This is a genomic window from Streptomyces albiaxialis, assembly GCF_039530985.1.
Taxonomy (GTDB): Bacteria; Actinomycetota; Actinomycetes; order Streptomycetales; family Streptomycetaceae; genus Streptomyces; species Streptomyces albiaxialis.
Map to the genome: position 1 here is coordinate 963,545 of NZ_BAAAPE010000013.1, position 20,149 is coordinate 983,693.

Sequence of the window (20,149 nt, forward strand, 5' to 3'; positions counted from 1 at the left end):
CCGCTCACGGTCAGCTCAAGGAGAGCCGCGTATGCCCGATCCCCCGGCGCCGCGCCCCGGCGGCGGCAGGCCCGACAAGCGCCAGGCCATCTGCCGTGCCGCGCGGCTGGTGTTCGGGCGGGAGGGGTACACCCGCGCGAGCGTGGACGCCATCGCCGCCGAGTCGGGCGTCGCCAAGCGCACGATCTACAACCACTTCGCGGACAAGGAGGACCTCTTCCGCTCCGTCGCGGTCGAGGGCGCCGACGCGGTCACCGAGGCCGTGCACGTCCTGCTGGAGAGGCACCTGCGGAAGATCGTGGACCTGGAGGAGGACCTCACCGCCTTCTGCCTCGAACGGGCCCTGGCCGTCACCGAGTTCCCCGAGCACTTCGCGCTCGTCCGCGCGATCCACGCCGAGGTGCACCGGCTGCCCCCGCACGTGCTGGAGAAGTGGCGCGAGCACGGCCCGCCCTCCGCGCACCGGCGGCTCGCCCCCTATCTGCGGCGGATCGCGGACCGGGGCCTGCTGGACCTCGACGACGCGGAGAAGGCCGCCGCCCGCCTCAACTCGCTGACCCAGAACGACGTGCTGCTCCGCTCCTTCCACGGAGCGCTGCCCCTCCCCCCGGCCACGGTCGAGGAGATCGTCACCGACGGCGTACGGGCCTTCCTGCGCCTCTACGCCCCCGCACCCACGCCCCGAAGGAGCCGGCCATGACCTTCCTCTCCCCCGACTATCCCGAGATCCGCTACGACGGCGACGAGGGCGAGGTCAGCGCGTCCTTCCGGCCCGCCGACGCCCCGGCCGACTACGCGCCGCGCCCCGGCACCGAGTTCCACTATCTCTCCACCCGGCTGAGCACGAACGGCCTCTTCGGGCTCTACAGGAACGTCATGGGCCCCGAGCCCGGCGGGACCAGCACGCACTTCCACAAGACGATGTCCGAGTCGTTCTACGTCCTGTCCGGCGAGATCCATGTCTTCGACGGCGAGCGCTGGTTCGACGCGACGCAGGGCGACTACCTCTACATCCCGCCGGGCGGCGTGCACTCCTTCGGCAACATCTCCGGCGAGCCCGCCGAGTTCCTCATGCTCTTCGCGCCCGGAGCGGCACGCGAGGGCTACTTCGAGGGGCTCGCCACGGTCGGCGGCATGACCGACGAGGAGCGCGCCGAGTTCTTCCGCCGCCACGACAGCTTCTTCCCGGACATGGCCAAGGGCCCCGCGGCGGAGTCCTGGGAGGACAAGGCGGCGCTCCGCCGCTCGTTCAAGACTCGCTGACCCGGGGCGCGCCCGCTCAGCCCCCGCTGACCGCCGCCTGGGGGCGGATCGGGAGGCGGTTGACCGGGCGGCCCGTCGCCGACCGTACGGCCGCGGCGACCGCCGCCGGGGAGACGACGACCGGGACCGTCGAGGCCGCCTTCGCGCCGAACGGCGCGACGACGTCCCGCTCCTCGATCAGCTTGACGATCTTGACGTCCGGGGCGTCCAGGGCCGTCGGCAGCGCGTACGCCGTCAGGTCGGGGTGGCGGACGACGCCCTTGGCGACGCGCAGATGCTCCGTGAGCGCCGTGCCGACGCCCTGGGTGACGCCCGCCTCGATACGGGCCCTGAGCTGGCGCGGGTTGAGGACCCGGCCCACGTCCTGCGCGAGGGCGACCTCGACGACCCGGACGGAGCCCAGCTCGATGTCCACGTCCACCACGGCCCGTACGGCGGCGAAGGCGAGGCCGACGAAGGCGTCGCCCTGGCCCGTCTCGTCCAGGGGCTCGGTCGGGTGGGGGCGGCACTGGGCCGTGGCCCACAGCTCCTTGCCCTCCAGGGCCTCGGCGACGGTCGTGGAGAGGACGCCGTCGTACGAGGTGATCTTGCCGTCGGCGATCGACAGCAGCTCCGTGGACATCCCGAACTTGGCGGCGAGCGGCTGGAGGAGCTGGGTGCGGACCATCTTCGCCGCGCGCTCGACCGCGCCGCCCGAGACCCAGGTGTGGCGCCCGCGCGCGCCCGCGCCCGCCGGGGGCTGGTCGGTGTCGATGGAGGCGACGTGCACCTCGTCGATGCCGAGGGTCTCCTGGACGATCTGCCGGGCGAGCGTCGCGAAGCCCTGGCCCGCCTCGACCGCCGCGCACATCACCGTGGCGACCGAGCCGCTGACCTTGACGGTGGCGGTGGAGACCTCGTCGGTGCCCTCGGCGCCGAGCATGTGGACCATGCCGAGCGCGTATCCGATCCCGCGCCGCACGGCCGACGGCTCGCCCGCGCCCTCGGGGCCGCCGGGCAGCAGCCACTCGGACTCGGGGCCCTCCTTGGGCAGCGCGGGCAGCGGCGCCTCCCGTACGGCGGTGAGGAGTTCGGCCACGGGCGCCGGGCAGGTCACGGTCTGGCCGGTGGGCAGCAGGTCGCCGGTCGCGAGGACGTTCCGCATCCGCAGCTCGGCCGGCTCGATGCCGAGCCGCTCGGCGAGCTTGTCCATCTGGCCCTCGTACGCGGCGCAGACCTGCATGGCGCCCTCGCCGCGCACATGGCCCGACGGCGGGTTGTTCGTCCGTACGACCCAGCCGTCGATCACCGCGTGCGGCACGACGTAAGGGCCCGCGGCGAAGGAGACGGCGGCGGCGAGCGCGTCCGAGGACGTGTCGGCGTAGGCGCCGCCGTCGAGCAGGATCTGCGCCTCGACCTTGAGGAGCTTGCCCTCGCTGTCCGCGTGGTGGCGGTAGCGCAGCAGGGTGGGGTGGCGGTGGGGGTGGCCCAGGAAGGATTCCTCACGGGTCACCGCGATCTTCACCGGGCAGCCGGTGCGCATCGCGAGGAGCCCGAGCGGCACGCCGAGACTCGCGTCGTCGCGGTCGCCGAGCGCGCCGGGGACGCCGGTCACGACGATCTTGACCTGCTCGGGCGGCAGTCCGAAGCAGGCGGCGGCCAGGTCGCGGTCGGTGTGCGGGTCGGTGGAGGCCGTGTAGATCTCCACGCCGCCGTCCGGGCGGGGCACCGCGAGCGCGGCCTCGGCCCCTACGGGCGCGGGGTCCTGGCGGCCGATCCGGTAGAGCCCCTCGACCACCACGTCGCCGACCACGTCGTGGTCGCCGTAGCGCAGCGGGATGTGCCGGAGCAGATTGCCGTCGGGGTGCAGCGGCTCGGACTCGAAGGACTTCTCCGGGTCGGTGACCGGCTCCAGCACCTCGTACTCGACGTCGATGGCGGCGGCGGCGAGGCGCGCGGTGTCGGGGTGGTCGGCGGCGACGGCGGCGATCGGCTCGCCGTAGTACCGCACCACGTCCCGCGCGAACGCGGGCTGGTCGGCGACGCGGCGGCCGTGCGCGGCGTCGCCCGGCACGTCCGCGTGCGTGATCACGGCGCGCACGCCGGGCATCGCGGCGGCCTGCTCGGTGTCGATCGAGACGATACGGGCGTGCGGGTGCGGGGCACGGTGGACGGCCGCCCAGAGCAGGCCCTCGGCCCACAGGTCGGCGGCGTACGGATACGTGCCCGCCGCCTTCGCGTAGACGTCGGCGGCCTGCACGGAGGCCCCGAGCCCGTGCGGCTCGGGCTCGCCGTCCAGGCGGATGCCGGATGTGTCAACGGTCTCGGTCATCGCCCTGTGCCTTTCTGTGCGTACCCGGCATGGGGGGCTGCGCTTGCCCACCCTGCGCCCCTGGCGCAGGGTGCCCAAGCTTCGCGGGAGGCCGAAGCGGAGGTGCCCCGTCAGGGGCGCGGGGAACTGCGCGACCGGCCACGAAGCACGCGCGGTCGCGCACGCGCCGCACGGGGCTGCCCGGAAGGCGTCCACAGCAGACAGCAGGACGCATCACGCGCCACCCCACTCGGGGTGCCGGGCCTGCTGGGGGATCTCGGCATCGTGTCCCCCTGCCCCCTCCGCGGACGCGGCCTGGGCGGACCGGTCGCTCACGACCTTCTGGACGGCGTCGAGCACGCCCCGGTACCCGGAGCACCGGCACAGGTTGCCGCTGATCGCCTGGCGGGTCTCCAGCTCGGAGGGCGCGTGGTTGCCCTCCAGCAGGTCGTGCACAGTCATGGCCAGACCGGGCACGCAGAAGCCGCACTGCACGGAGCCGCTCTCGGCGAGGGCGCACTGCACATCGGACGGGACGCCGCCCGAGGCGAGCCCCTCGACCGTACGGATCTCGCACCCGGCGGTCGTCGCCGCGGGCACCAGGCAGGAGGCCACGAGGCGGCCGTCGACCTGGACGGAGCAGGCGCCGCACTCGCCCTGCGCACAGCCGTCCTTGGCCCCGGCGAGGCCGAGGCGCTCCCGCAGCACGTAGAGCAGCGACTCGCCGATCCACGCGCTGGTGACGGGGCGGTCGACCCCGTTGACGTGCAGGACGTAGGAGGTGTGCGGGTGTTCGCTGTCGACGGCCGGGGTGTTGGGCGCGAACGGGTCGTCGGCGTCGGCCTCGGCGGCGTCCGCCCCGGGCTCCGGCGAGGGCTCGGCACCGACGGGCTCGGCCGCCTCGACCGCGACCTCGCGCGAGGGCTCGGGCGACGGCGCGGGCCCGGGCTCGGGCTCGGACAGGGCGGGCTCCGGCTGGGCCGGAACCGGTGCCGCGCCCGGCCACTCCTCGGGGGCCGGGGCCGGGGCCGGAGGCGCGGCCGGAGTCATGGGCGCGGGCTCCGCCTGCCACGGCTCGGCCACCGCACCGGCATCGGCGACGGTGCCACCGGCACCGGGGACGCCCGGCGTGCCCGGAACACTCGGCGCACCCGGAACGGCCGGTTCGCCGCCCGGAACGCCCGTGCCCGGAACGGCCGGGTCGCTGCCCGGAACGCCCGGTGTGCCCGCGCCGCCGCCCTCGCCGAGCGGGCGGCGCTGGGTGCGGGCCTCGTGCGAGCCGGCGAGGGCCGCGGCGGCGCCCTGGCCGAGCGCGGCGGCCGGGCCGCCGTACGTCTCCTGCTCCGGTTCCGCTTCCGGTTCCGCCGCGGGCGCGTGCCCGGACGCCTCCGGCGCCGTTCCGGCGAACGGCATCGTCCAGTGGCCCGTGGCCGACGGGTCGGTGGCGGCGGCGGGCGTCATCGGGGAGCCGTGCGGCGGGGTCGGGTCGATGGGCGGCGGGGTGTAGCCGCCCTGGCCCGTGCCGGGCGCGGCGAGCGGCATGTCCTGCGGCGGCAGCCCGTCGGGCGGGAGCTGCACGAAGGCGGTGGCGTCGGCGTCGTACTCGCCGGTGCCCCAGGCCTGCGGGCGCTCCTGGCCGTACGGGCCGCCGGGGCCCCCGGGACCGCCCTGCGCGTACGGGTCGGGCGTGCCCGGCGAACCGTACTGCTCCGGGTTCCGGTTGGCGTTCCGGTCGGGGTGCCCCTCGACGTTGCCCTCGTCGTCCGGGTAGTTCCGGTTGTCGTGCGGTGCGCCGCTCATGCGAGTGCCCTCCCGAGTCCACGGCGGGCCAGTGTCGCCACCGTACGCCGCAGGTGCAGCGCGGCGGGCGGTAGTGCGGGGGCGGCTCCCGGCGCTCCGGGATCCGCGCCCTCCTCAGGGGGCGGGTCGGGGATGCACGCCATCGCGACGTACTCCCCGAAGGCGCTCAGCGCCTCCGGCGCCAGGCCCCTCTCCCCGTCCCAGTCGATCAGCGAGGCGATCCAGCGTTCCGCCTCCAGGGGGCGCAGCGGCATCGGCGCCACCGCGCCCACGGCGCACCGCACCCCGCGCCGCACGGGGTCGAGCACCACGGCCACCGAGGCGAGCGCCCTGCTGGGGCCCGTGCGCCCGGTGGCCTTGAGGAAGGTCTGCGGCGCGTGCAGCAGCGGCACGCGCACATAGCCGACGACCTCGCCGGGCCGCAGCATCTCCATGCCCGCGAGGAGGTGGCTCACGGGCAGCTCGCGGCGGGCGCCCTCGGGGCCCGCGATGGAGAGGGTGGCCTCCAGCGCGGCGAGCACGGGCAGCGCGTCGCCGGTCGGGGAGGCGCTGACGACGTTCCCGCCGAGCGTTCCGGCGTTACGGATCTGGGGCGGGCCCGCGGCGCGGGCCGCGGCGGCGAGGGCGGGGATGAGCGCGGCGAAGTCGGGGCGGCCCATGCGGGCGTGGGTGAGACCGGCGCCGAGCACGGCGTGCCCGTCCTGGTACTCCCAGCCGCGGATCTCGCTGATCCGCCCGAGGCCGACGAGCGCGGCGGGGCGGAGCTGGCCGGAGTTCACCTCGGCCATCAGGTCGGTGCCGCCCGCGACGGGCACGGCGGCGGGCACGGCGGCGAGCGCCGCGACCGCCTCGTCCAGCGTGTTCGGCAGCATGACAGAGGGCACAGCGTGCGCGTCGCGCGGTGCATGCGATACGTGCTGTACGTGCGTGCTCAACCTGGCTGCCCCTTCCCCGGATTCCCCCGGTCTCCCGGCTGCACTGCCGTACGGTACGTGCTCACAGCCCGGACGAGGCAACTCTGGCACATCTCGGCGGGCTGCTGACACGAGGGTCCAGGAAGGGCGGATCCGTCCATGACACCCCATGTGTCCCCGCTGACGGACCTGTCCGAGCTGTCCCTTCGGGAGCGGAATACCGTGCTTGGCGAGTGTTGGGCAGGAGCCGGGAAGGCCGGGGCAGCCCCGGCGCTTCCTCACACGATCGGGGGCGGCCCTTCGAGCGGACGTCCGGGAACGCCGGGGCGACGCTGCCACGGAGAAGGCCCGGACGGCGGGCGGTAGTTCACCCCGAGGGCGTCCAGCCGCGCGTAGTGGGCGTCCGCCATGCGCCGCTCGAAGTCCGCGAAGTCCCTTTCGTCCGGTGCCGCGAGGGCCGACCACGCGACCTCGGCGAAGGCGCTGAGCCGGGGGAAGACCTGGTAGTCCAGGCGCTGCCGGGTGTCGGCGCACTCGGTCCACATGTTGGCCTGGGTGCCGACGACGTGCCGCGCGGCCGGGGTCCCGGCCAGGCGCGGGGGCAGCGGCTCGAAGCGGTAGACGTCGCGCAGCGTCCGTACGTAGCCGACGGGCGCGGGCTCGTCCTCGCCCTCCGCCTGCCGGAAGTTGAGGTACACCTGCTGCTCGGGGCACATCACCACATCGTGCCCGGCCTCGGCGGCGGCGACGCCGCCCGAGTAGCCGCGCCAGGAGCAGATGAGGGCGCCCTCGGGGATCTCCCGGTCGCCCGTGGGCTCGCCGGAGGGGCTTTCGCGGGGGTCTCGGCTCTCCAGGATCTCGTCCCAGCCCGCGAGCCGCCTCCCGCGCGCGGCGAGCCAGCGCCCGAAGTGCCGGTTGAACCACGCCTGGAGGTCGCCGGGTCCGGCCAGCCCCTCCTTCGCCACCCGCTCCCGGGCCGTGGCCGAGGCGCTCCACTGGCCGGTCGGGCACTCGTCGCCGCCGACGTGCACGTACGGCGAGGGGAACAGCTCCAGGACCTCTTCCAGCACGTCCTCGTAGAAGCGGAGGACGGCGTCGGTGGGCGCGAGGACATTGGGGTTCACGCCCCACTCGGTCCAGGGGGTCAGGGATTCGGTGTCGATGACGTCCGCGTTCCCCAGGAACGGGTAGGCGGCGATGGCGGCCTGCGAGTGCCCCGGGATGTCGATCTCCGGGACGACGGTGATGTGGCGGTCGGCGGCGTACGCGACGATCTCGCGGATGTCGTCCTGGGTGTAGAAGCCGCCGTGCGGCTGCTCGTCCCACATCTCGCCGTCGCGGTGCCCGACGCGCGAGCGGGGGCGGGTGGCGCCGACGGTGGTCAGCCGCGGGTGCCTGCGGATCTCGATCCGCCAGCCCTGGTCGTCGGTGAGGTGGAAGTGGAAGACGTTGAGCTTGTGCGCGGCGAGCAGGTCGAGCGTGCGCAGCACGCCGTCCTTCGGGGTGAAGTGCCGCGAGACGTCGAGCATGAACCCGCGCCAGGAGAAGCGGGGTTCGTCCTCGACGCGGACGGGACGTACGCGTGTTTCCGACGCTCCGGCGCGGCGGAGGAGGGCGGGCGGCAGGAGCTGGCGGAGCGTCTGGACGCCCCAGTACGTCCCGGCGGCCGATCCGCCGGTGATCCCGATCCGCCCGGCGCCGACGGTGAGGCGGTACGCCTCCTCGCCGAGGGCGGGGTCGAGGGCGAGGACGATCTCGTTGCGCTCGTTCCCGTCCGGGGGCAGGAGGGGCAGGGCGGGCAGTTCGCGCCGGAGCTGCCGGGCCACCTCTTCCGTGCCGTCGCCAGCGCGCAGCGCCGTACGCCCGTCCAGGACGAAGTCCTCCCCCTCTCCCTCCTGGACGAGGCGGGGGGCGGGGATCAGGTCGTGCATGGTGTTCCTTCCGTACGGAGCAGCGGAACGGGTCAGTCCTTGACGGCGCCGCCGAGGCCGGAGACCAGCCTCCGGTGCACGGCCACGAAGAAGATCAGAACGGGGATCGTCATCACCGTCGAGGCCGCCATGACGCCGCCCCAGTCCGGTGTCTCCTTGTCGAAGAAGACGAGGAGGGCCATCGGCAGGGTCTGGTTCGAGGGCTCGTTGATGATGAAGGACTTCGCGAAGAGGAAGTCGTTCCAGGTCGAGATGAAGGAGAAGACGCTCGTCGCGACGAGGCCGGGGAAGACGAGCGGGAAGAGGATCTGCCACAGGAAGCGGGTGCGGCTCGCGCCGTCGATGAACGCCTGCTCCTCCAGCGAGTCCGGCACCGCCTTCACGAAGCCCCGCAGCATCCACACGGCGAAGGGGAGCGAGAAGGCGAGGTGCGGCAAGACCAGCGAGAGCAGCGAGTTGAGCGCCCCGAAGTCCCGCATCAGGAAGAACATCGGGATCGTCAGCGCCTCGACCGGCACCATCTGGGCGACGAGGAAGAGGACGAGCACCGTCGTGCGCAGCTTGAAGCGGAAGCGGGTGACGGCGGTCGCGGCGAGGAAGGCGATCAGCGCGGAGACGACCACGACGCTCAGCGCGACGACCACGCTGTTGACGAAGTACCGCCCGAAGTCCTCGTTCTCGAAGACCCGCCGGAAGGAGTCGAGCGAGGGCGAGAGCGTCCAGGGCACGGGCCGGTCGCCGCGCACCTCCCCGGCGGGCTTGAACGCCGAGAGCACCATCCAGTAGAGGGGGAAGGCGACGACGACGGCGATGAGCAGCGCGCTCAGCTCGGCGGCCGTCCGCCAGGGCTTCTGTATCAGTGACCTCGATGGCCTCACAGCTCTTCCCCGTTCCGCCGCAGCAGCCGCAGATACACGAGCGTCACGCCGAGCAGGATGAGCAGCATGACGACGCCGATCGCGGAGCCGAGGCCGTACTGGGAGGAGGAGAACGCCTTCTGGTACGCGTAGACGTTGAGCACCAGGTTCTGGCCGGCGATGCCGCCGCCTCCCGTCATGACGTAGATCTGGGTGAAGACCTTGAAGTCCCAGATGATCGACTGGATGGTGACAACGATCAGGATCGGGCGCAGCATCGGCGCCATCACGCTGCGCCAGATCCGGAAGACGCTCGCCCCGTCCAGCGAGGCGGCCTCCAGCACCTCGGCGGGGATCGCGCGGATGCCCGCGTACGTGGTGACCATCACCAGCGGGAACGAGCACCAGACGACCTCGAAGAAGACGAGGGCGAACGCGCTCATCCGCTCGTACGTCCACGAGTGGTCGCCCAGGCCGAGGATCCGGTTGACGGGGCCGAAGTCGGGGTCGAAGAGGAAGACCCAGACCGTGGACCCGGTGATGGCGGGCGTGGCCCAGGCGCCGAGCGCGGCCAGCATCAGCGCCAGCCGGGGCACGGCCCGTATCCGGGTCAGCAGGACGGCCAGCGAGCAGCCGACGGCCAGGGTGCCGATCACGCAGGCGCCCGCGAAGAGCACGGTGGCCAGCAGGACGTCCCAGAACTGGCTGTCGCCGAGCAGCTCGGAGTAGTTGGCGAAGCCCTGGAAAGTGGCGGGCTCGCCGCCGCTGGCCTGTGCCTGGGTGTAGTGGAAGAGGGAGATCAGGCCGAGCTGGTAGATGGGGTAGACGAGGAGTCCGCCGATGACCACCAGCGCGGGCAGGAGATAGAGCCAGGGCGTCCACCGGGGGTGGCGGCGCACGGCGCCGCCGCGCCGCTCCCGCCCGCCTCCCCCGTCCTTCGGCCCCGGAGCCGTGGCGGCCGGGGACGCCACGGCGGTCGTCGTGCCGCTCACTTCCGGAAGACCTCGTCCATCTTCTCGGCGGCGTCGCCGGAGGCGCCCTCGACGTCCTTCTTACCGCTGACGATCTCCTGGAACATGCCGGGCAGGATCAGCGAGGCGTCGATCTCGCCCCAGGCCGGGCTGACGGGCACGAACTTCGTCCCGGCGTCGAGGGTCTCGACGAACGGCTCGACGAAGGGCTCCTTCTTCGCGACCTTCTCGCGGGTGTCGCTGAAGGTGGGCAGGAAGCCCATGGCGGAGAACAGCTCCTCCTGGGTGCGCTTGCCCGCGATCTCCTTGAGGAAGTCGACGGCGAGCGTGCGGTGGTCGCTGCTCTTGAGGACGCCGATGTTGTTGCCCCCGGCGAACGCGGGCGCGATGTCGCCCTTCTTGACGCCGGGCAGCGGGACGACGCCGTACTTGCCCTTGACCGCGCCGTCCTCCATGGCCTGGCGGTTGAAGTCGCCGCCGATGGCCATGCCGGCCTTGCCGCCCGCGAACGCCTCGACGGTCTCGTTGCCGCCCATCTTGGCGCACTTGCCCGCGGGGCAGTTGTCGTCGCCGAACAGGTCGGTGTAGGCCTTGATCCCCTTGCGGGCCTCGGGCGAGTCGACGGCCGCGGCGAACTCCTCGCCCTTGGGCTCGGCCAGTTCGCCGCCGTGCGCCCAGACGAAGGGCATCGCGCCGTACGTATAGGCGCCGCCGACCGCGATCCCGTACAGCTCGGGCTTCTTCTCGCGGATCTTCTTCGCGGTGGAGGCGATCTCGCCGAGGGTCTCCGGGGGCTTGAGGTCCAGCTCCTTGAAGACGTCGGTGCGGTAGTAGAGCGCGCGGACGCCGACGAAGAGCGGGGCTCCGTACTGCTTGCCGTCGACGGTGACCGACTCCTTGGCGGTCTTGTCGGTCTGGCTGGTGGCACCCCAGTCGGCGAACTCCTCGCTGATGTCGGCGAGTCCGCCGTCCTTGACGTATCCGGCGGTGTCGGTGTTGCCGTACTCGATGACGTCCGGGGCCGATTCGGGGTCGTTGAGGGCGCCCTTGATCTTCTCGGCGCGGCTGTCGACCGGGATGTACTGGACGTCGACGGTGACGTCCTTGTGCTTCTTCTCGTAGCGGGCGACGACGTCGTCGACGACCTTCTCCTTGGGCTTGTTGCCGACCTCCCTGAAGAGCCAGACGCGGAGCTTGCCGCTCTTCTCGTCCTCCTTCGCGCCGCCGTCCGAAGTCGACGGCGCGCAGCCCGCCGCGGCGAGCCCGGCCATCCCCAGTGCCGCCACCGAGGCGGCTATCCGCACGGACACCTTCACGACGTGACCCCCAAGTTCCGTTGCAGTATGTGCAATGCACGTTTCGCGCTGCACAACATGCGCAGGAGGCTACGAGTTCCGTGCCCGCGCGGCAATAGGTCCGGACCTGTTCGTCGGGGACAATGCGCGAAGGGCCCAGGCCACCCTTCCCGTGGCCTGGGCCCTCCCCTGTGCCGTTACTGGTAGCGCTGCCCCTCGATCTCGAGGAACTCCACGCGCTGGGCGAACCCGTTGTAGTGCGCGAAGAGGTACTGGCCCGGGAAGCCGAACGACCGCTGGATCAGGTCGATCTGCTGGAGGCCCAGGTTCTGCACGGGCACGATGCCGATGCCGTGCAGCTCGACGTAGAGCGAGGCGGGCTGGTGCGGGTCGGTCGCGACGCGGATCTGGATGCGCTGGACCTGCACGCGGACGAGCTGCGCGCCGCCCTGCTGCTGCGTCCCCGGCTGCTGCTGGCCGAACTGCTGGAGCAGCGACTGGAACGGCTGCTGCTGGCCGAGCTGCTGGAGCTGCTGCTGAAGCTGCGGCGGCACCTGCTGCTGCCCGGGCTGGCCCATCTGGCCCTGCTGGCCGTACGACTGCTGGCCGTAGCCCTGCTGGCCGAACGGCTGCTGCTGGATGCCGGGCTGCTGCTGCCCGTAGGACTGCTGCTGGCCGAACGGCTGCTGGCCGATGCCCTGCTGCTGGGGCGAGGTGCCGATGCCGCTCATGCCGGCGGGTGCGTACGAGGACATGCCTGATCTGCCTTTCGCTCGGGTGCTCGGGTGACTTACCGGTGACTCGGTGACAGGTACAGCGCCTGACGGCGCCGCCGACGGATCAGCCGTCGTCGGTGACGACCACTCCCACGATCTCGTCGTCGGCGTACCAGACGCGCACGGACGGCCGTCCGCCCGCGAAGGCGGTGTGCACCGCCTGCCGGACGTGCGGCTCGGGGTCGGTGAGCGCGCGCCACGCCCCGTTCACGAACAGCCGCAGCGTGGGGGCGTTGTCGCGCGGATACGGGACGAGTTCGTCCCAGTAGCGTTCGGCCGTGCCCATGACCACGCGCTGCGGCACGAGGTACGAGACGAGGGCACGGATGTCCGGACGGGCGCCGATGCGCTGGGACGCGGGACGGCCCGGCGCCTCCTGCTGCGGCGTGCCCGTCGCGCGGAGCAGTTCGCGGGCGCGGTCCGGGGAGAGCGGCGCGAGTCCGGCCGCGCGCAGCATCCCCTGGAGGGAGGCGAGCGCCCCGGCCGCCATGGCCGCAGCGGGCGAGGTGCCGGAGAACGCGTCCGTGTACCAGACCTCGTCCCCGTCGCCGCCCTGGAGGTCCCCGCTCCGGTTCCAGGAGCCGCCCGTCGTGGTGACCTCGTGGCCCCAGCCCTGGGCGTCCAGCCGCGTCCCGAAGTTGGAGAACTCCAGCCGCGAGCGGTCGGGCCCGTGGTCGCGGCCGTGGGTGCCGGGCGGCGGCGCGCCCGCGCCGATCACCAGCGCCCCGGAGGCGGGGCCCGAGGGGTTGAAGGGGTTGTGCCACCAGGCGGGGAAGCCCTCGGGCCGCGTCTCGTAGACGGCGTCGTCGAGGCTGTCCGCGCCGTTGCCCGCCGCCTCGACGACGAGGACGCCGCGCGCGGTGGCGTAGCGGATCGCCGCGTAGTCGTCGGGCCACCACTCCAGCGGGATGTGACCGCGCTGGTCGTCGCGTTCCGCGTACTCGAAGCGGGGCCCGGGACGGTGCAGCGGGAGCAGCAGCAGATCGCCGGGGGACAGCCGGTCGGCGGTCTCCTTGACGGCGCGCGCCGTGCCGATGCCGTACGGCGAGAGGCCCGCGGTCACCGTCTCCGGCACGATCCCGACGGTGCCGGAGCCCGTGCGCGCCGCGCTCAGTACGCCCAGCACATTGGTGCCGTGGTTGCGCCAGGCCAGGTCGTCCACGGGCGTCCCGCCCGCGGATCCGGCGACCCGGTGGCTCAGGCCCTGGTGCGCGAACTGCCAGGCGCCCTCGATGTCCACGAGGGTCACGCCCTCGCCGGAGCCGCCCGCCTGGCACCAGGCCCAGGCCGCGTCCACGCCCTGCGGCGCGGGCAGGAGATAGCCCTGCCGCCCGCTGAAGTCGGGGGTGACGACGGCCTTCTCGTGCTTCTCTCGCTGCTCCTCGTCGCCTTCCCGTCCCTCGCCCGCGCCCGGGACCGGACTTGGCCCGCGTGTCGCGGGCAGGGCGCTGGGCTTGACGTAGGCGGTGTCGATCTGCGGCAGCGCGGCGAGGCGTGCCGCCAGTTCCTCGGCGCGCTCCTCGGCGCCGCGCACCCGGTAGAAGAGCGTCAGGTCGGGTACGTCCTCGCGGGCACGGGGCAGTCCCGTGAGCGCGGCCGCGACCTGCTCCTCGCCGCCGAACAGCGGCTCCAGGGCGATCTGCTGGTCCGTCAGGAACATCTGGAGCGCCGAGGTGTCCGACCCGTTCACGGACCGGGGGCCCTCGCCGCCGGCGCGCAGCCCTGCCTGCGGGCTCGCGAGGACGATCAGCTCCCGTTCCACGGGGTGGTAGGTGAAGCCCGCTCCGTCCGGTCCTGGGTCCTGCGAACCGGCACGGGGGCCGGGGTGTCCGGAGTCGACCATCGTTCCACTACTCCCCATCCGATGAGTGAGCGTGCGTGCGGTACGGCCGATCGGCTCGGTCCGGAACTCTCTTCCGTCGCCAGCGCCAACCCTGCTGCGCGGTGCGGGGAGTGTCCAGGAGGATTTCGGGCCACTGCGACGGCACGGGACAGAGGGACGTTTTCCGGCCGGTTCGGGGTGACGGACTGGCCGTGGAGACTCCCTCACGGAATCTCCACAAAGTCCGGAATCGCCCTGGCCGCATGCGCGACAATCAGCCACCGCACTCGCACCGAGAGTGACCGGCGGGACGGGGGTCCGTCCCCTCCCGGGCATCCGCGTCGGAGAGACTCCCTCCGCAAGGTCCGGCAACAATATGTGAAGGGACAATCACTGTGCGCACAATCACCAAGCGGGTGGCGACGGGCGCCGCGGCGGTCGCGAGCTGTCTGGCCATGACGGCGGGCGCCGCGGGCACGGCGAGCGCCGCGCAGCCCGCGGAGGCCCCCAAGGCGGCGAAGGCCGCGAAGGCCGCGGGCACTTCGACGCTCGTGCTCGGCGTCGGTCACGGCGGCTTCACCGGCCGCATGGTCCCCTCGCGCGTCGTGACGCTGGAGTGCGGCGCCTACGTGCCCGGGGGCGACCACCCGAGGGCGGCCCGCGCCTGCGACGACCTGGAGCGGGTCGACGGCGCCTTCTCCAGCCTGGTCGGGCTCAACAGGAACGACGCGTGCACCAAGGAGTTCAGCCCGGTCACGGTGACCGTCGACGGCTACTGGAAGGGGCGGCACGTCAACTTCGCGCACACCTTCGAGAACCCGTGCGTGAAGCGGCTGAACGCCTCGTACCTGTTCCAGTTCTAGGCGCGTGACAAGAGGCCCCGGACAAGTGTGGTGTCCGGGGCCTCGGCCTGTTCTGTGGGGGGTTACCCAGCAGCGGGGCGCGCACGCCTCCGCGCGCCGGGCGTCTCAGGGGATGAGCACGAGCTTGCCCGTGGTGCGGTTGGTCTCGCCCAGCTCGTGCACCTTCGCGGCCTGCTCCAGCGGGTAGGTGCCCGCGACCTCCGCGCGGAGCCTGCCCTCGCGGGCGAGGTCCGCGACGGCCCGCATGCCCTCCTGGTCGGCCTCGACGATCATCACCTCGCCGCGCACGCCGTGCTTCTGCGCCGTCTCCGGCAGCGTCCGCATCACCCCGGGGCCCGGCACGATCGTCACGAGGGTGCCGCCCCTGCGCAGGGTGCGCAGCGAGCGTTCGGTGTAGTCGCCGCCGACGGTGTCGAGGACGACGTCGACGTCCGAGACGGCCTCCGCGAAGTCCGCCGTCCGATAGTCGATCAGTTCGTCGGCGCCGAGCCCCCGCAGGAACTCGTGCTTGGCGGCGCTGGCCGTGCCGATGACGTACGCGCCGCGCGCCTTGGCGATCTGGACGGCGAGATGACCGACCCCGCCCGCCGCGGCGTGGACGAGCACGCGCTGCCCCTCCTGGACGCCCGCCGTGTCGACGAGGGCCTGGTAGGCGGTGAGCGCGGCCAGGGGCAGGGCGCCCGCCTGGACGTGGTCGAGGGCCTCGGGCTTGGTGACCAGGGACCTGGCCGGGGCGACCACGTACTCGGCGAAGGCGCCCACCCCGTCCGGGTAGGGCAGCATGCCGAACACCTCGTCGCCCGCCCTGTGCACGGTCACGCCGGGGCCGGCGGCCTCGACCGTGCCGGAGACGTCCCAGCCGAGCACGAGCGGCAGGGGCTTGGTGACGGTGGACCCCGCGGCGCGGTTCTTCCAGTCCGTCGGGTTGACCCCGGCGGCGCGGACGCGGACGAGGACCTCCCCGATCCCCGGCGCCGGGCGCGGGATCTGGACCTCCTTCAGGACCTCGGCCCCGCCGAACTCGTCCTGGCGGATCGCGCGCATCGTGGGCGTGGACGCGGAGGTGGACGTGGGCTGTGTGCTGTCGCTGTTGCTCATACCCCCAGGTTCTCGCCCGGGCCCCGCCGGGAACATGGCATGATTGCCATCATTCGATAGAGTTCTGCCATGCACAGGATCGTGGTCCTCGCCCTCGACGGTGTCTATCCGTTCGAACTCGCCATCCCCCAGCGCGTCTTCGGCTCCGCCGGGGGGCGGTACGAGGTGGTGACGTGCGGCGTCGACGGAGGCCCCGTGCGGACCACGTCCGACTTCGCGCTCGCCGTGTCGCACGGCCCCGAGGCCCTGGAGACCGCCGACACCGTGGTGATCCCGCCCTCGGCGGTGACCGAGGCGGCGGACATCGCCCCGGCGCTGGCCCGGATCCGGCCGGGCACGCGGCTCGTCTCGATCTGCACGGGCTCGTTCGTGCTGGCCTCCTCGGGGCTGCTGGACGACCGCCCGGCGACCACGCACTGGATCGAGGCCGACAGCTTCCGGCGGCGCTTCCCGAGGGTGCGGCTGGATCCGAACGTGCTCTTCGTGGACGACGGCGACGTGCTGACCTCGGCGGGCGCGGCCTCGGGCCTCGACGTCTGCCTCCACATCGTCCGCGAGGACCACGGCAGCGAGGTCGCCAACCAGGTGGCGCGCGCCTGCGTGGTCCCGGCCTGGCGGGACGGCGGCCAGGCGCAGTACATCGAGCGTCCCGTACCCGAGCCCTCGGCCGAGAGTACGGCCCCCGCCCGCACCTGGGCCCTCGCCCATCTCCATCTGCCGCTCACCCTCGCGGAGCTGGCGGAACGGGCGCGGATGAGCGGACGTACGTTCGCGCGCCGCTTCCAGCGCGAGGTCGGCATGAGCCCGGGCCGCTGGCTGATCCAGCAGCGCGTCGAGCGCGCCCGGCACCTGCTGGAGTCCAGCGACCTGTCCGTCGACCACATCGCCCGCGAGGTCGGCTTCGCGACGGCCGCCTCCCTCCGCCAGCACCTCCACGCGACGCTGGGCGTCTCCCCGCTCGCCTACCGCCGCACGTTCCGGGCGACGGCGTCGTCCTCGGCCTCGACCTCGGCCCCGTCGCGCGCGTCGGCCCCGTCGCGCGCCTCCGCCTCGTCCGGGGCGCGCTGAGCCGGCGGCGGCAGCGGCGAGGAGGGGACTTCCGGCTCCGCTCCCGGGCCCTCCCCCCACGCCCGTTCGCGCAGCAGCCGCAGCCCGTTGAGGCCGACGAGGACCGTGGAGCCCTCGTGGCCCGCGACGCCCAGCGGGAGGGGGAGGTGGCCGAGGACGTCCCAGGCCACGAGGGCCACGATGAACGCCCCCGCGATCACCAGGTTCTGCGTCACCAGGCGGCGGGCCCGGCGCGAGAGGGCCATCGCGCGGGGCACGGCGGCGAGTTCGTCCCGGACCACGACCGCGTCGGCGGTCTCCAGCGCGAGGTCGGCGCCGACGCCGCCCATCGCGACGCCCGTGTGCGCGGCGGCGAGCGCGGGCGCGTCGTTGACGCCGTCCCCCACGAGCAGCACCTCGTGCCCGGCGCCGGTCATCTCCCGTACGGCGGCGACCTTGTCCTGCGGCAGCAGCCCGGCCCGTACGTCCGCGATCCCGGCCTCCCGCGCGAGCGGCGCCGCCGCGCGCGGGTTGTCGCCGGTGAGCAGGACGGGCGGGCGGCCGGTGAGCGCCGCGAGCTCGGCGACCGTACGGGCGGCGTCCGCGCGGAGCCGGTCGGCCAGGCCCAGCACGCCGACGGGCTCGCCGTCGCGCGTGACCAGCACGGCCGTACGGCCCCTGCGCTCCAGCTTCTCCGCTTCGAGCGAGGCACGGGCCGTGCCCTGACCGGCTTGCTCCCTCAGCAACCGCGCGGGCGAACCGGCCGCGATCCGGCGCCCGCCGACCGTCGCGCGCACGCCCGTCCCCGGCGCCGAGCCGAAGTCCTCCGCGTCCGGGACGGCGAGCCCCCGGCGCCGCGCCGCGTCCACGACAGCGCGGCCCAGGGGGTGTTCGCTGGGCCGCTCGGCCCCGGCGGCGAGGGCGAGCAGCCCGTCCTCGTCCAGTTCCGCGCCCGGCAGCGGCACGACGTCCGTCACGCGCGGGGTGCCCTCGGTGAGCGTGCCGGTCTTGTCGAGCGCGACGGCGTCCGGGCGGCCGAGCCGCTCCATGACCACGGCCGACTTGACGAGGACCCCGTGCCGTCCGGCGTTCGCCATCGCGGAGAGCAGCGGCGGCATCGTGGCCAGCACCACCGCGCAGGGCGAGGCGACGATCATGAACGTCATGGCGCGCGGCAGCGCCTCGTCCAGCGTGGCGCCGAGCAGCAGCGGCACCGCGAAGAGCAGCACGGTGGCGGCCACCATGCCGACGGAGTAGCGCTGTTCGACCTTCTCGATGAAGAGCTGGGTCGGCGCCTTGGTCTCCGAGGCCTCCTCGACCATCCGCACGATGCGGGCGACCAGCGACGAGGAGGCGTCCCGCGTGACCCGTACGCGCAGCGCGCCCGTCCCGTTGAGGGTCCCGGCGAACACCTCGTCGCCCGGCTCCTTCGCGGCGGGCAGCGGCTCGCCGGTGATGGTGGCCTGGTCGACGTCGCTCGCGCCCTCGCACACGAGCCCGTCGGCGGGCAGGCGTTCGCCGGGGCGGACGAGCACGGTGTCGCCGACGGCGAGGTCCGCGACGGGCACGGTCTCCTCCGTCGTGCCCGGAGTCCCGTCCGGGCCCAGCCGGGTGGCCGTCGCGGGCGCGAGGTCGAGCAGGCCGCGCACCGAGTCGGCGGTCCGCGCGGTGGCGACGGCCTCCAGCGCACCGGACGCGGCGAAGATGACGATCAGCAGCGCGCCGTCGAGCACCTGTCCGATCGCGGCGGCGCCGAGCGCGGCGACGACCATCAGCAGATCCACGTCCAGCGTCCGCGCGCGCAGCGCCTTCAGCCCCTCCCAGCCGGAGTCCCATCCCCCGCACACGTACGTGAGGGCGTAGAGCGGGCCCCACAGCCAGACGGGGCCGCCGAGGAGATGGACGGGGAGCGCGGCGAGGAAGAGCAGCAGTGCGGCGGCCGCCCATCGCACCTCGGGCAGCCGCCGGATCCACGCAGGAACGCATGAACATGGATTCATTCTTTCATGATGCCATGTCGCCGCGTGTCCTCGCGCGTAGAGTGGGCCCATGGGCCATGGAGTCACCCCACCCCCGCGGAGCACCGGCACCAGCGGCGGCACCGCGCCCGCCGGCACCGCGCCGCCCCGCACCCGTCTCGACCCGGAGAGCGCGCCGAAGGTCGCCGCCACTCTCCAGGCCCTCTCCACCCCGTCCCGGCTGCTGATCCTCGCCCGGCTGCGCGAGGGCCCCTGCGCCGCGACGGAGCTGGCGGCGGCGGTCGGCATGGAGCAGTCGGCCTGCTCGCACCAGCTCCGCCTGCTCCGCAACCTCGGCCTGGTCACCGGCACCCGCCAGGGCCGCTCGGTGGTCTACGCGCTGTACGACAACCACGTCGCGGAGCTGCTCGACCAGGCCCTCTACCACGTGGAGCACCTACGCCTGGGGCTCCCCGACGACGCCTGAGCGCGGCGCGGGCAAAACCCGTTCGGTTTCCGGGCGTTCTCCCCCATAGCCTTCCGGGGAGCGGCGGAAGTCCCAGGAAGGGGGCGCGGGTGCACTGCGGAACGCGTGTGGGGGTGTACGGGGTGCTCGAACCGTACCCGTGGCTGGCGGCCGAGGGGGACACGCTGCGCGAGCGCGTGCTCGATCTCGCGCTCGCCCGCGCGGACGCACCCGGACCCGACGAGGGCGAGCCGCGCTGGCGCGCGTGCGACCACGGCGGCGACTGGTCCCGCGCCTCGGGAGAGCTCGTCTGGCTGCGCGCCGACGTCCCCGAGGACGTGCGCCACCCGCGCCTCCCCGTCCAGCCCATGACCCGCCTGCTCGTCGCCGCGCTCGGCCGCGCGGGAGCCCTCGTCCTGTCCGGCGTGCGCGCCGACCTGCCCCTGCAGATCACGGCCGGGGACGCGACCGGCGAACTGGAGGATCTGCGCGACTGGTTCGCGCTCGCCGACCCGTCCGCGTCCGTCGGGACGACCCTGGTGGCCACCGGCGTACGGGCCTCGCGCGCGGAGGCGGAGCGCGTCCGCGACGCCCTGCGGGAACGGATCGCCCCGGCGGCCGAGCCGCACGACGTACGGGGCGGGGGACCGGGCCCCGACGCCGACCGGCTCCGCTTCCACGTCCGTACGCGCGAGTGGTCGCCCGAGGTCGCCGTGTGGCTCGTCGAGGCGGCCGGGGACGCGCTGCGCGCCACGGGCCACGCCGTGCCCGTCACCCTGACCGCCTCGGCCCCCTGAC

At 73.7% G+C, this 20,149-nt stretch carries 17 protein-coding genes; 6 read left to right on the top strand and 11 right to left on the bottom strand.

The annotated features are described in order from the left end of the window. The first annotated feature begins 31 nt into the window (after positions 1-31). Together ABD343_RS27955 and ABD343_RS27960 are read left to right on the top strand one after the other, a co-directional pair. Entirely contained in the window at positions 32-700 is a 669-nt protein-coding gene (locus ABD343_RS27955; RefSeq protein ID WP_344532100.1) for a TetR/AcrR family transcriptional regulator, read from the top strand. Further along, entirely contained in the window at positions 697-1,263 is a 567-nt protein-coding gene (locus ABD343_RS27960) for a cupin domain-containing protein (RefSeq protein WP_344532101.1), read from the top strand. The genes ABD343_RS27955 and ABD343_RS27960 overlap by 4 nt, the downstream gene beginning before the upstream one ends. 16 nt (positions 1,264-1,279) lie before the next feature. On the opposite strand, the gene ABD343_RS27965 is transcribed toward ABD343_RS27960, so the two are convergent. The 9 genes from ABD343_RS27965 to ABD343_RS28005 form a co-directional block, all read right to left on the bottom strand. Then, positions 1,280-3,574, bottom strand: a complete 2,295-nt coding sequence (locus ABD343_RS27965; RefSeq protein WP_344532102.1) for a xanthine dehydrogenase family protein molybdopterin-binding subunit — start codon at positions 3,572-3,574, stop codon at positions 1,280-1,282. Between the two features lie 213 nt (positions 3,575-3,787). Beyond that, complete coding sequence (locus ABD343_RS27970; protein WP_344532103.1) at positions 3,788-5,353, bottom strand: 2Fe-2S iron-sulfur cluster-binding protein; 1,566 nt, start codon at positions 5,351-5,353, stop codon at positions 3,788-3,790. After that, complete coding sequence (locus ABD343_RS27975) at positions 5,350-6,225, bottom strand: FAD binding domain-containing protein (RefSeq protein WP_344532104.1); 876 nt, start codon at positions 6,223-6,225, stop codon at positions 5,350-5,352. The genes ABD343_RS27970 and ABD343_RS27975 overlap by 4 nt, the downstream gene beginning before the upstream one ends. 320 nt (positions 6,226-6,545) lie before the next feature. Beyond that, the gene (locus ABD343_RS27980) at positions 6,546-8,198 is read right to left on the bottom strand and encodes a beta-N-acetylhexosaminidase (protein ID WP_344532105.1); all 1,653 of its coding nucleotides are present in this window, start codon (positions 8,196-8,198) and stop codon (positions 6,546-6,548) included. A gap of 32 nt (positions 8,199-8,230) precedes the next feature. Further along, a complete protein-coding gene (locus ABD343_RS27985) occupies positions 8,231-9,076 on the bottom strand; it encodes a carbohydrate ABC transporter permease (RefSeq protein ID WP_344532106.1) in 846 nt (281 codons plus the stop codon). Further along, positions 9,073-10,047 carry a carbohydrate ABC transporter permease gene (locus tag ABD343_RS27990; protein WP_425578283.1) on the bottom strand — a complete coding sequence of 325 codons (975 nt, stop codon included), beginning with the start codon at positions 10,045-10,047 and terminating at the stop codon, positions 9,073-9,075. Before ABD343_RS27990 ends, ABD343_RS27985 begins: the two co-directional genes overlap by 4 nt. Next, positions 10,044-11,342, bottom strand: coding sequence for an extracellular solute-binding protein (locus ABD343_RS27995; protein ID WP_344532107.1), 1,299 nt, complete (start codon positions 11,340-11,342; stop codon positions 10,044-10,046). The genes ABD343_RS27990 and ABD343_RS27995 overlap by 4 nt, the downstream gene beginning before the upstream one ends. 176 nt (positions 11,343-11,518) lie before the next feature. Further along, positions 11,519-12,076, bottom strand: coding sequence for a hypothetical protein (locus tag ABD343_RS28000; protein WP_344532108.1), 558 nt, complete (start codon positions 12,074-12,076; stop codon positions 11,519-11,521). Between the two features lie 85 nt (positions 12,077-12,161). Then, a complete protein-coding gene (locus ABD343_RS28005; RefSeq protein ID WP_344532109.1) occupies positions 12,162-13,940 on the bottom strand; it encodes a S8 family serine peptidase in 1,779 nt (592 codons plus the stop codon). Between the two features lie 374 nt (positions 13,941-14,314). Here ABD343_RS28005 and ABD343_RS28010 point away from each other — a divergent pair, with 374 nt between their 5' ends. Then, positions 14,315-14,782, top strand: coding sequence for an SSI family serine proteinase inhibitor (locus ABD343_RS28010; RefSeq protein ID WP_344532110.1), 468 nt, complete (start codon positions 14,315-14,317; stop codon positions 14,780-14,782). A 105-nt stretch (positions 14,783-14,887) separates the two neighbouring features. Here ABD343_RS28010 and ABD343_RS28015 read toward each other — a convergent pair whose 3' ends face one another. Further along, positions 14,888-15,880, bottom strand: a complete 993-nt coding sequence (locus ABD343_RS28015; protein ID WP_344532111.1) for an NADP-dependent oxidoreductase — start codon at positions 15,878-15,880, stop codon at positions 14,888-14,890. 69 nt (positions 15,881-15,949) lie between these two features. Here ABD343_RS28015 and ABD343_RS28020 point away from each other — a divergent pair, with 69 nt between their 5' ends. After that, positions 15,950-16,948, top strand: coding sequence for a GlxA family transcriptional regulator (locus ABD343_RS28020; protein ID WP_344532112.1), 999 nt, complete (start codon positions 15,950-15,952; stop codon positions 16,946-16,948). Here ABD343_RS28020 and ABD343_RS28025 read toward each other — a convergent pair. Continuing rightward, positions 16,843-18,927 carry a heavy metal translocating P-type ATPase gene (locus ABD343_RS28025; RefSeq protein WP_344532113.1) on the bottom strand — a complete coding sequence of 695 codons (2,085 nt, stop codon included), beginning with the start codon at positions 18,925-18,927 and terminating at the stop codon, positions 16,843-16,845. The genes ABD343_RS28020 and ABD343_RS28025 overlap by 106 nt on opposite strands. 49 nt (positions 18,928-18,976) lie before the next feature. Between ABD343_RS28025 and ABD343_RS28030 the strand changes: the two genes are divergently transcribed. After that, positions 18,977-19,372, top strand: a complete 396-nt coding sequence (locus tag ABD343_RS28030; protein ID WP_344532114.1) for an ArsR/SmtB family transcription factor — start codon at positions 18,977-18,979, stop codon at positions 19,370-19,372. 122 nt (positions 19,373-19,494) lie between these two features. Then, entirely contained in the window at positions 19,495-20,148 is a 654-nt protein-coding gene (locus ABD343_RS28035; RefSeq protein WP_344532115.1) for a hypothetical protein, read from the top strand. The last annotated feature ends 1 nt before the right edge of the window (position 20,149 follow it).

Bases quoted from the DNA above. Each gene is read 5' to 3' on its own strand.
- ABD343_RS27955 (WP_344532100.1), top strand. From the start codon at position 32: ATGCCCGATCCCCCGGCGCCGCGCCCCGGCGGCGGCAGGCCCGACAAG.
- ABD343_RS27960 (WP_344532101.1), top strand. From the start codon at position 697: ATGACCTTCCTCTCCCCCGACTATCCCGAGATCCGCTACGACGGCGAC.
- ABD343_RS27965 (WP_344532102.1), bottom strand. From the start codon at position 3,574: ATGACCGAGACCGTTGACACATCCGGCATCCGCCTGGACGGCGAGCCC.
- ABD343_RS27970 (WP_344532103.1), bottom strand. From the start codon at position 5,353: ATGAGCGGCGCACCGCACGACAACCGGAACTACCCGGACGACGAGGGC.
- ABD343_RS27975 (WP_344532104.1), bottom strand. From the start codon at position 6,225: ATGCTGCCGAACACGCTGGACGAGGCGGTCGCGGCGCTCGCCGCCGTG.
- ABD343_RS27980 (WP_344532105.1), bottom strand. From the start codon at position 8,198: ATGCACGACCTGATCCCCGCCCCCCGCCTCGTCCAGGAGGGAGAGGGG.
- ABD343_RS28000 (WP_344532108.1), bottom strand. From the start codon at position 12,076: ATGTCCTCGTACGCACCCGCCGGCATGAGCGGCATCGGCACCTCGCCC.
- ABD343_RS28005 (WP_344532109.1), bottom strand. From the start codon at position 13,940: ATGGTCGACTCCGGACACCCCGGCCCCCGTGCCGGTTCGCAGGACCCA.
- ABD343_RS28015 (WP_344532111.1), bottom strand. From the start codon at position 15,880: ATGAGCAACAGCGACAGCACACAGCCCACGTCCACCTCCGCGTCCACG.
- ABD343_RS28020 (WP_344532112.1), top strand. From the start codon at position 15,950: ATGCACAGGATCGTGGTCCTCGCCCTCGACGGTGTCTATCCGTTCGAA.
- ABD343_RS28025 (WP_344532113.1), bottom strand. From the start codon at position 18,927: ATGAATCCATGTTCATGCGTTCCTGCGTGGATCCGGCGGCTGCCCGAG.
- ABD343_RS28030 (WP_344532114.1), top strand. From the start codon at position 18,977: ATGGGCCATGGAGTCACCCCACCCCCGCGGAGCACCGGCACCAGCGGC.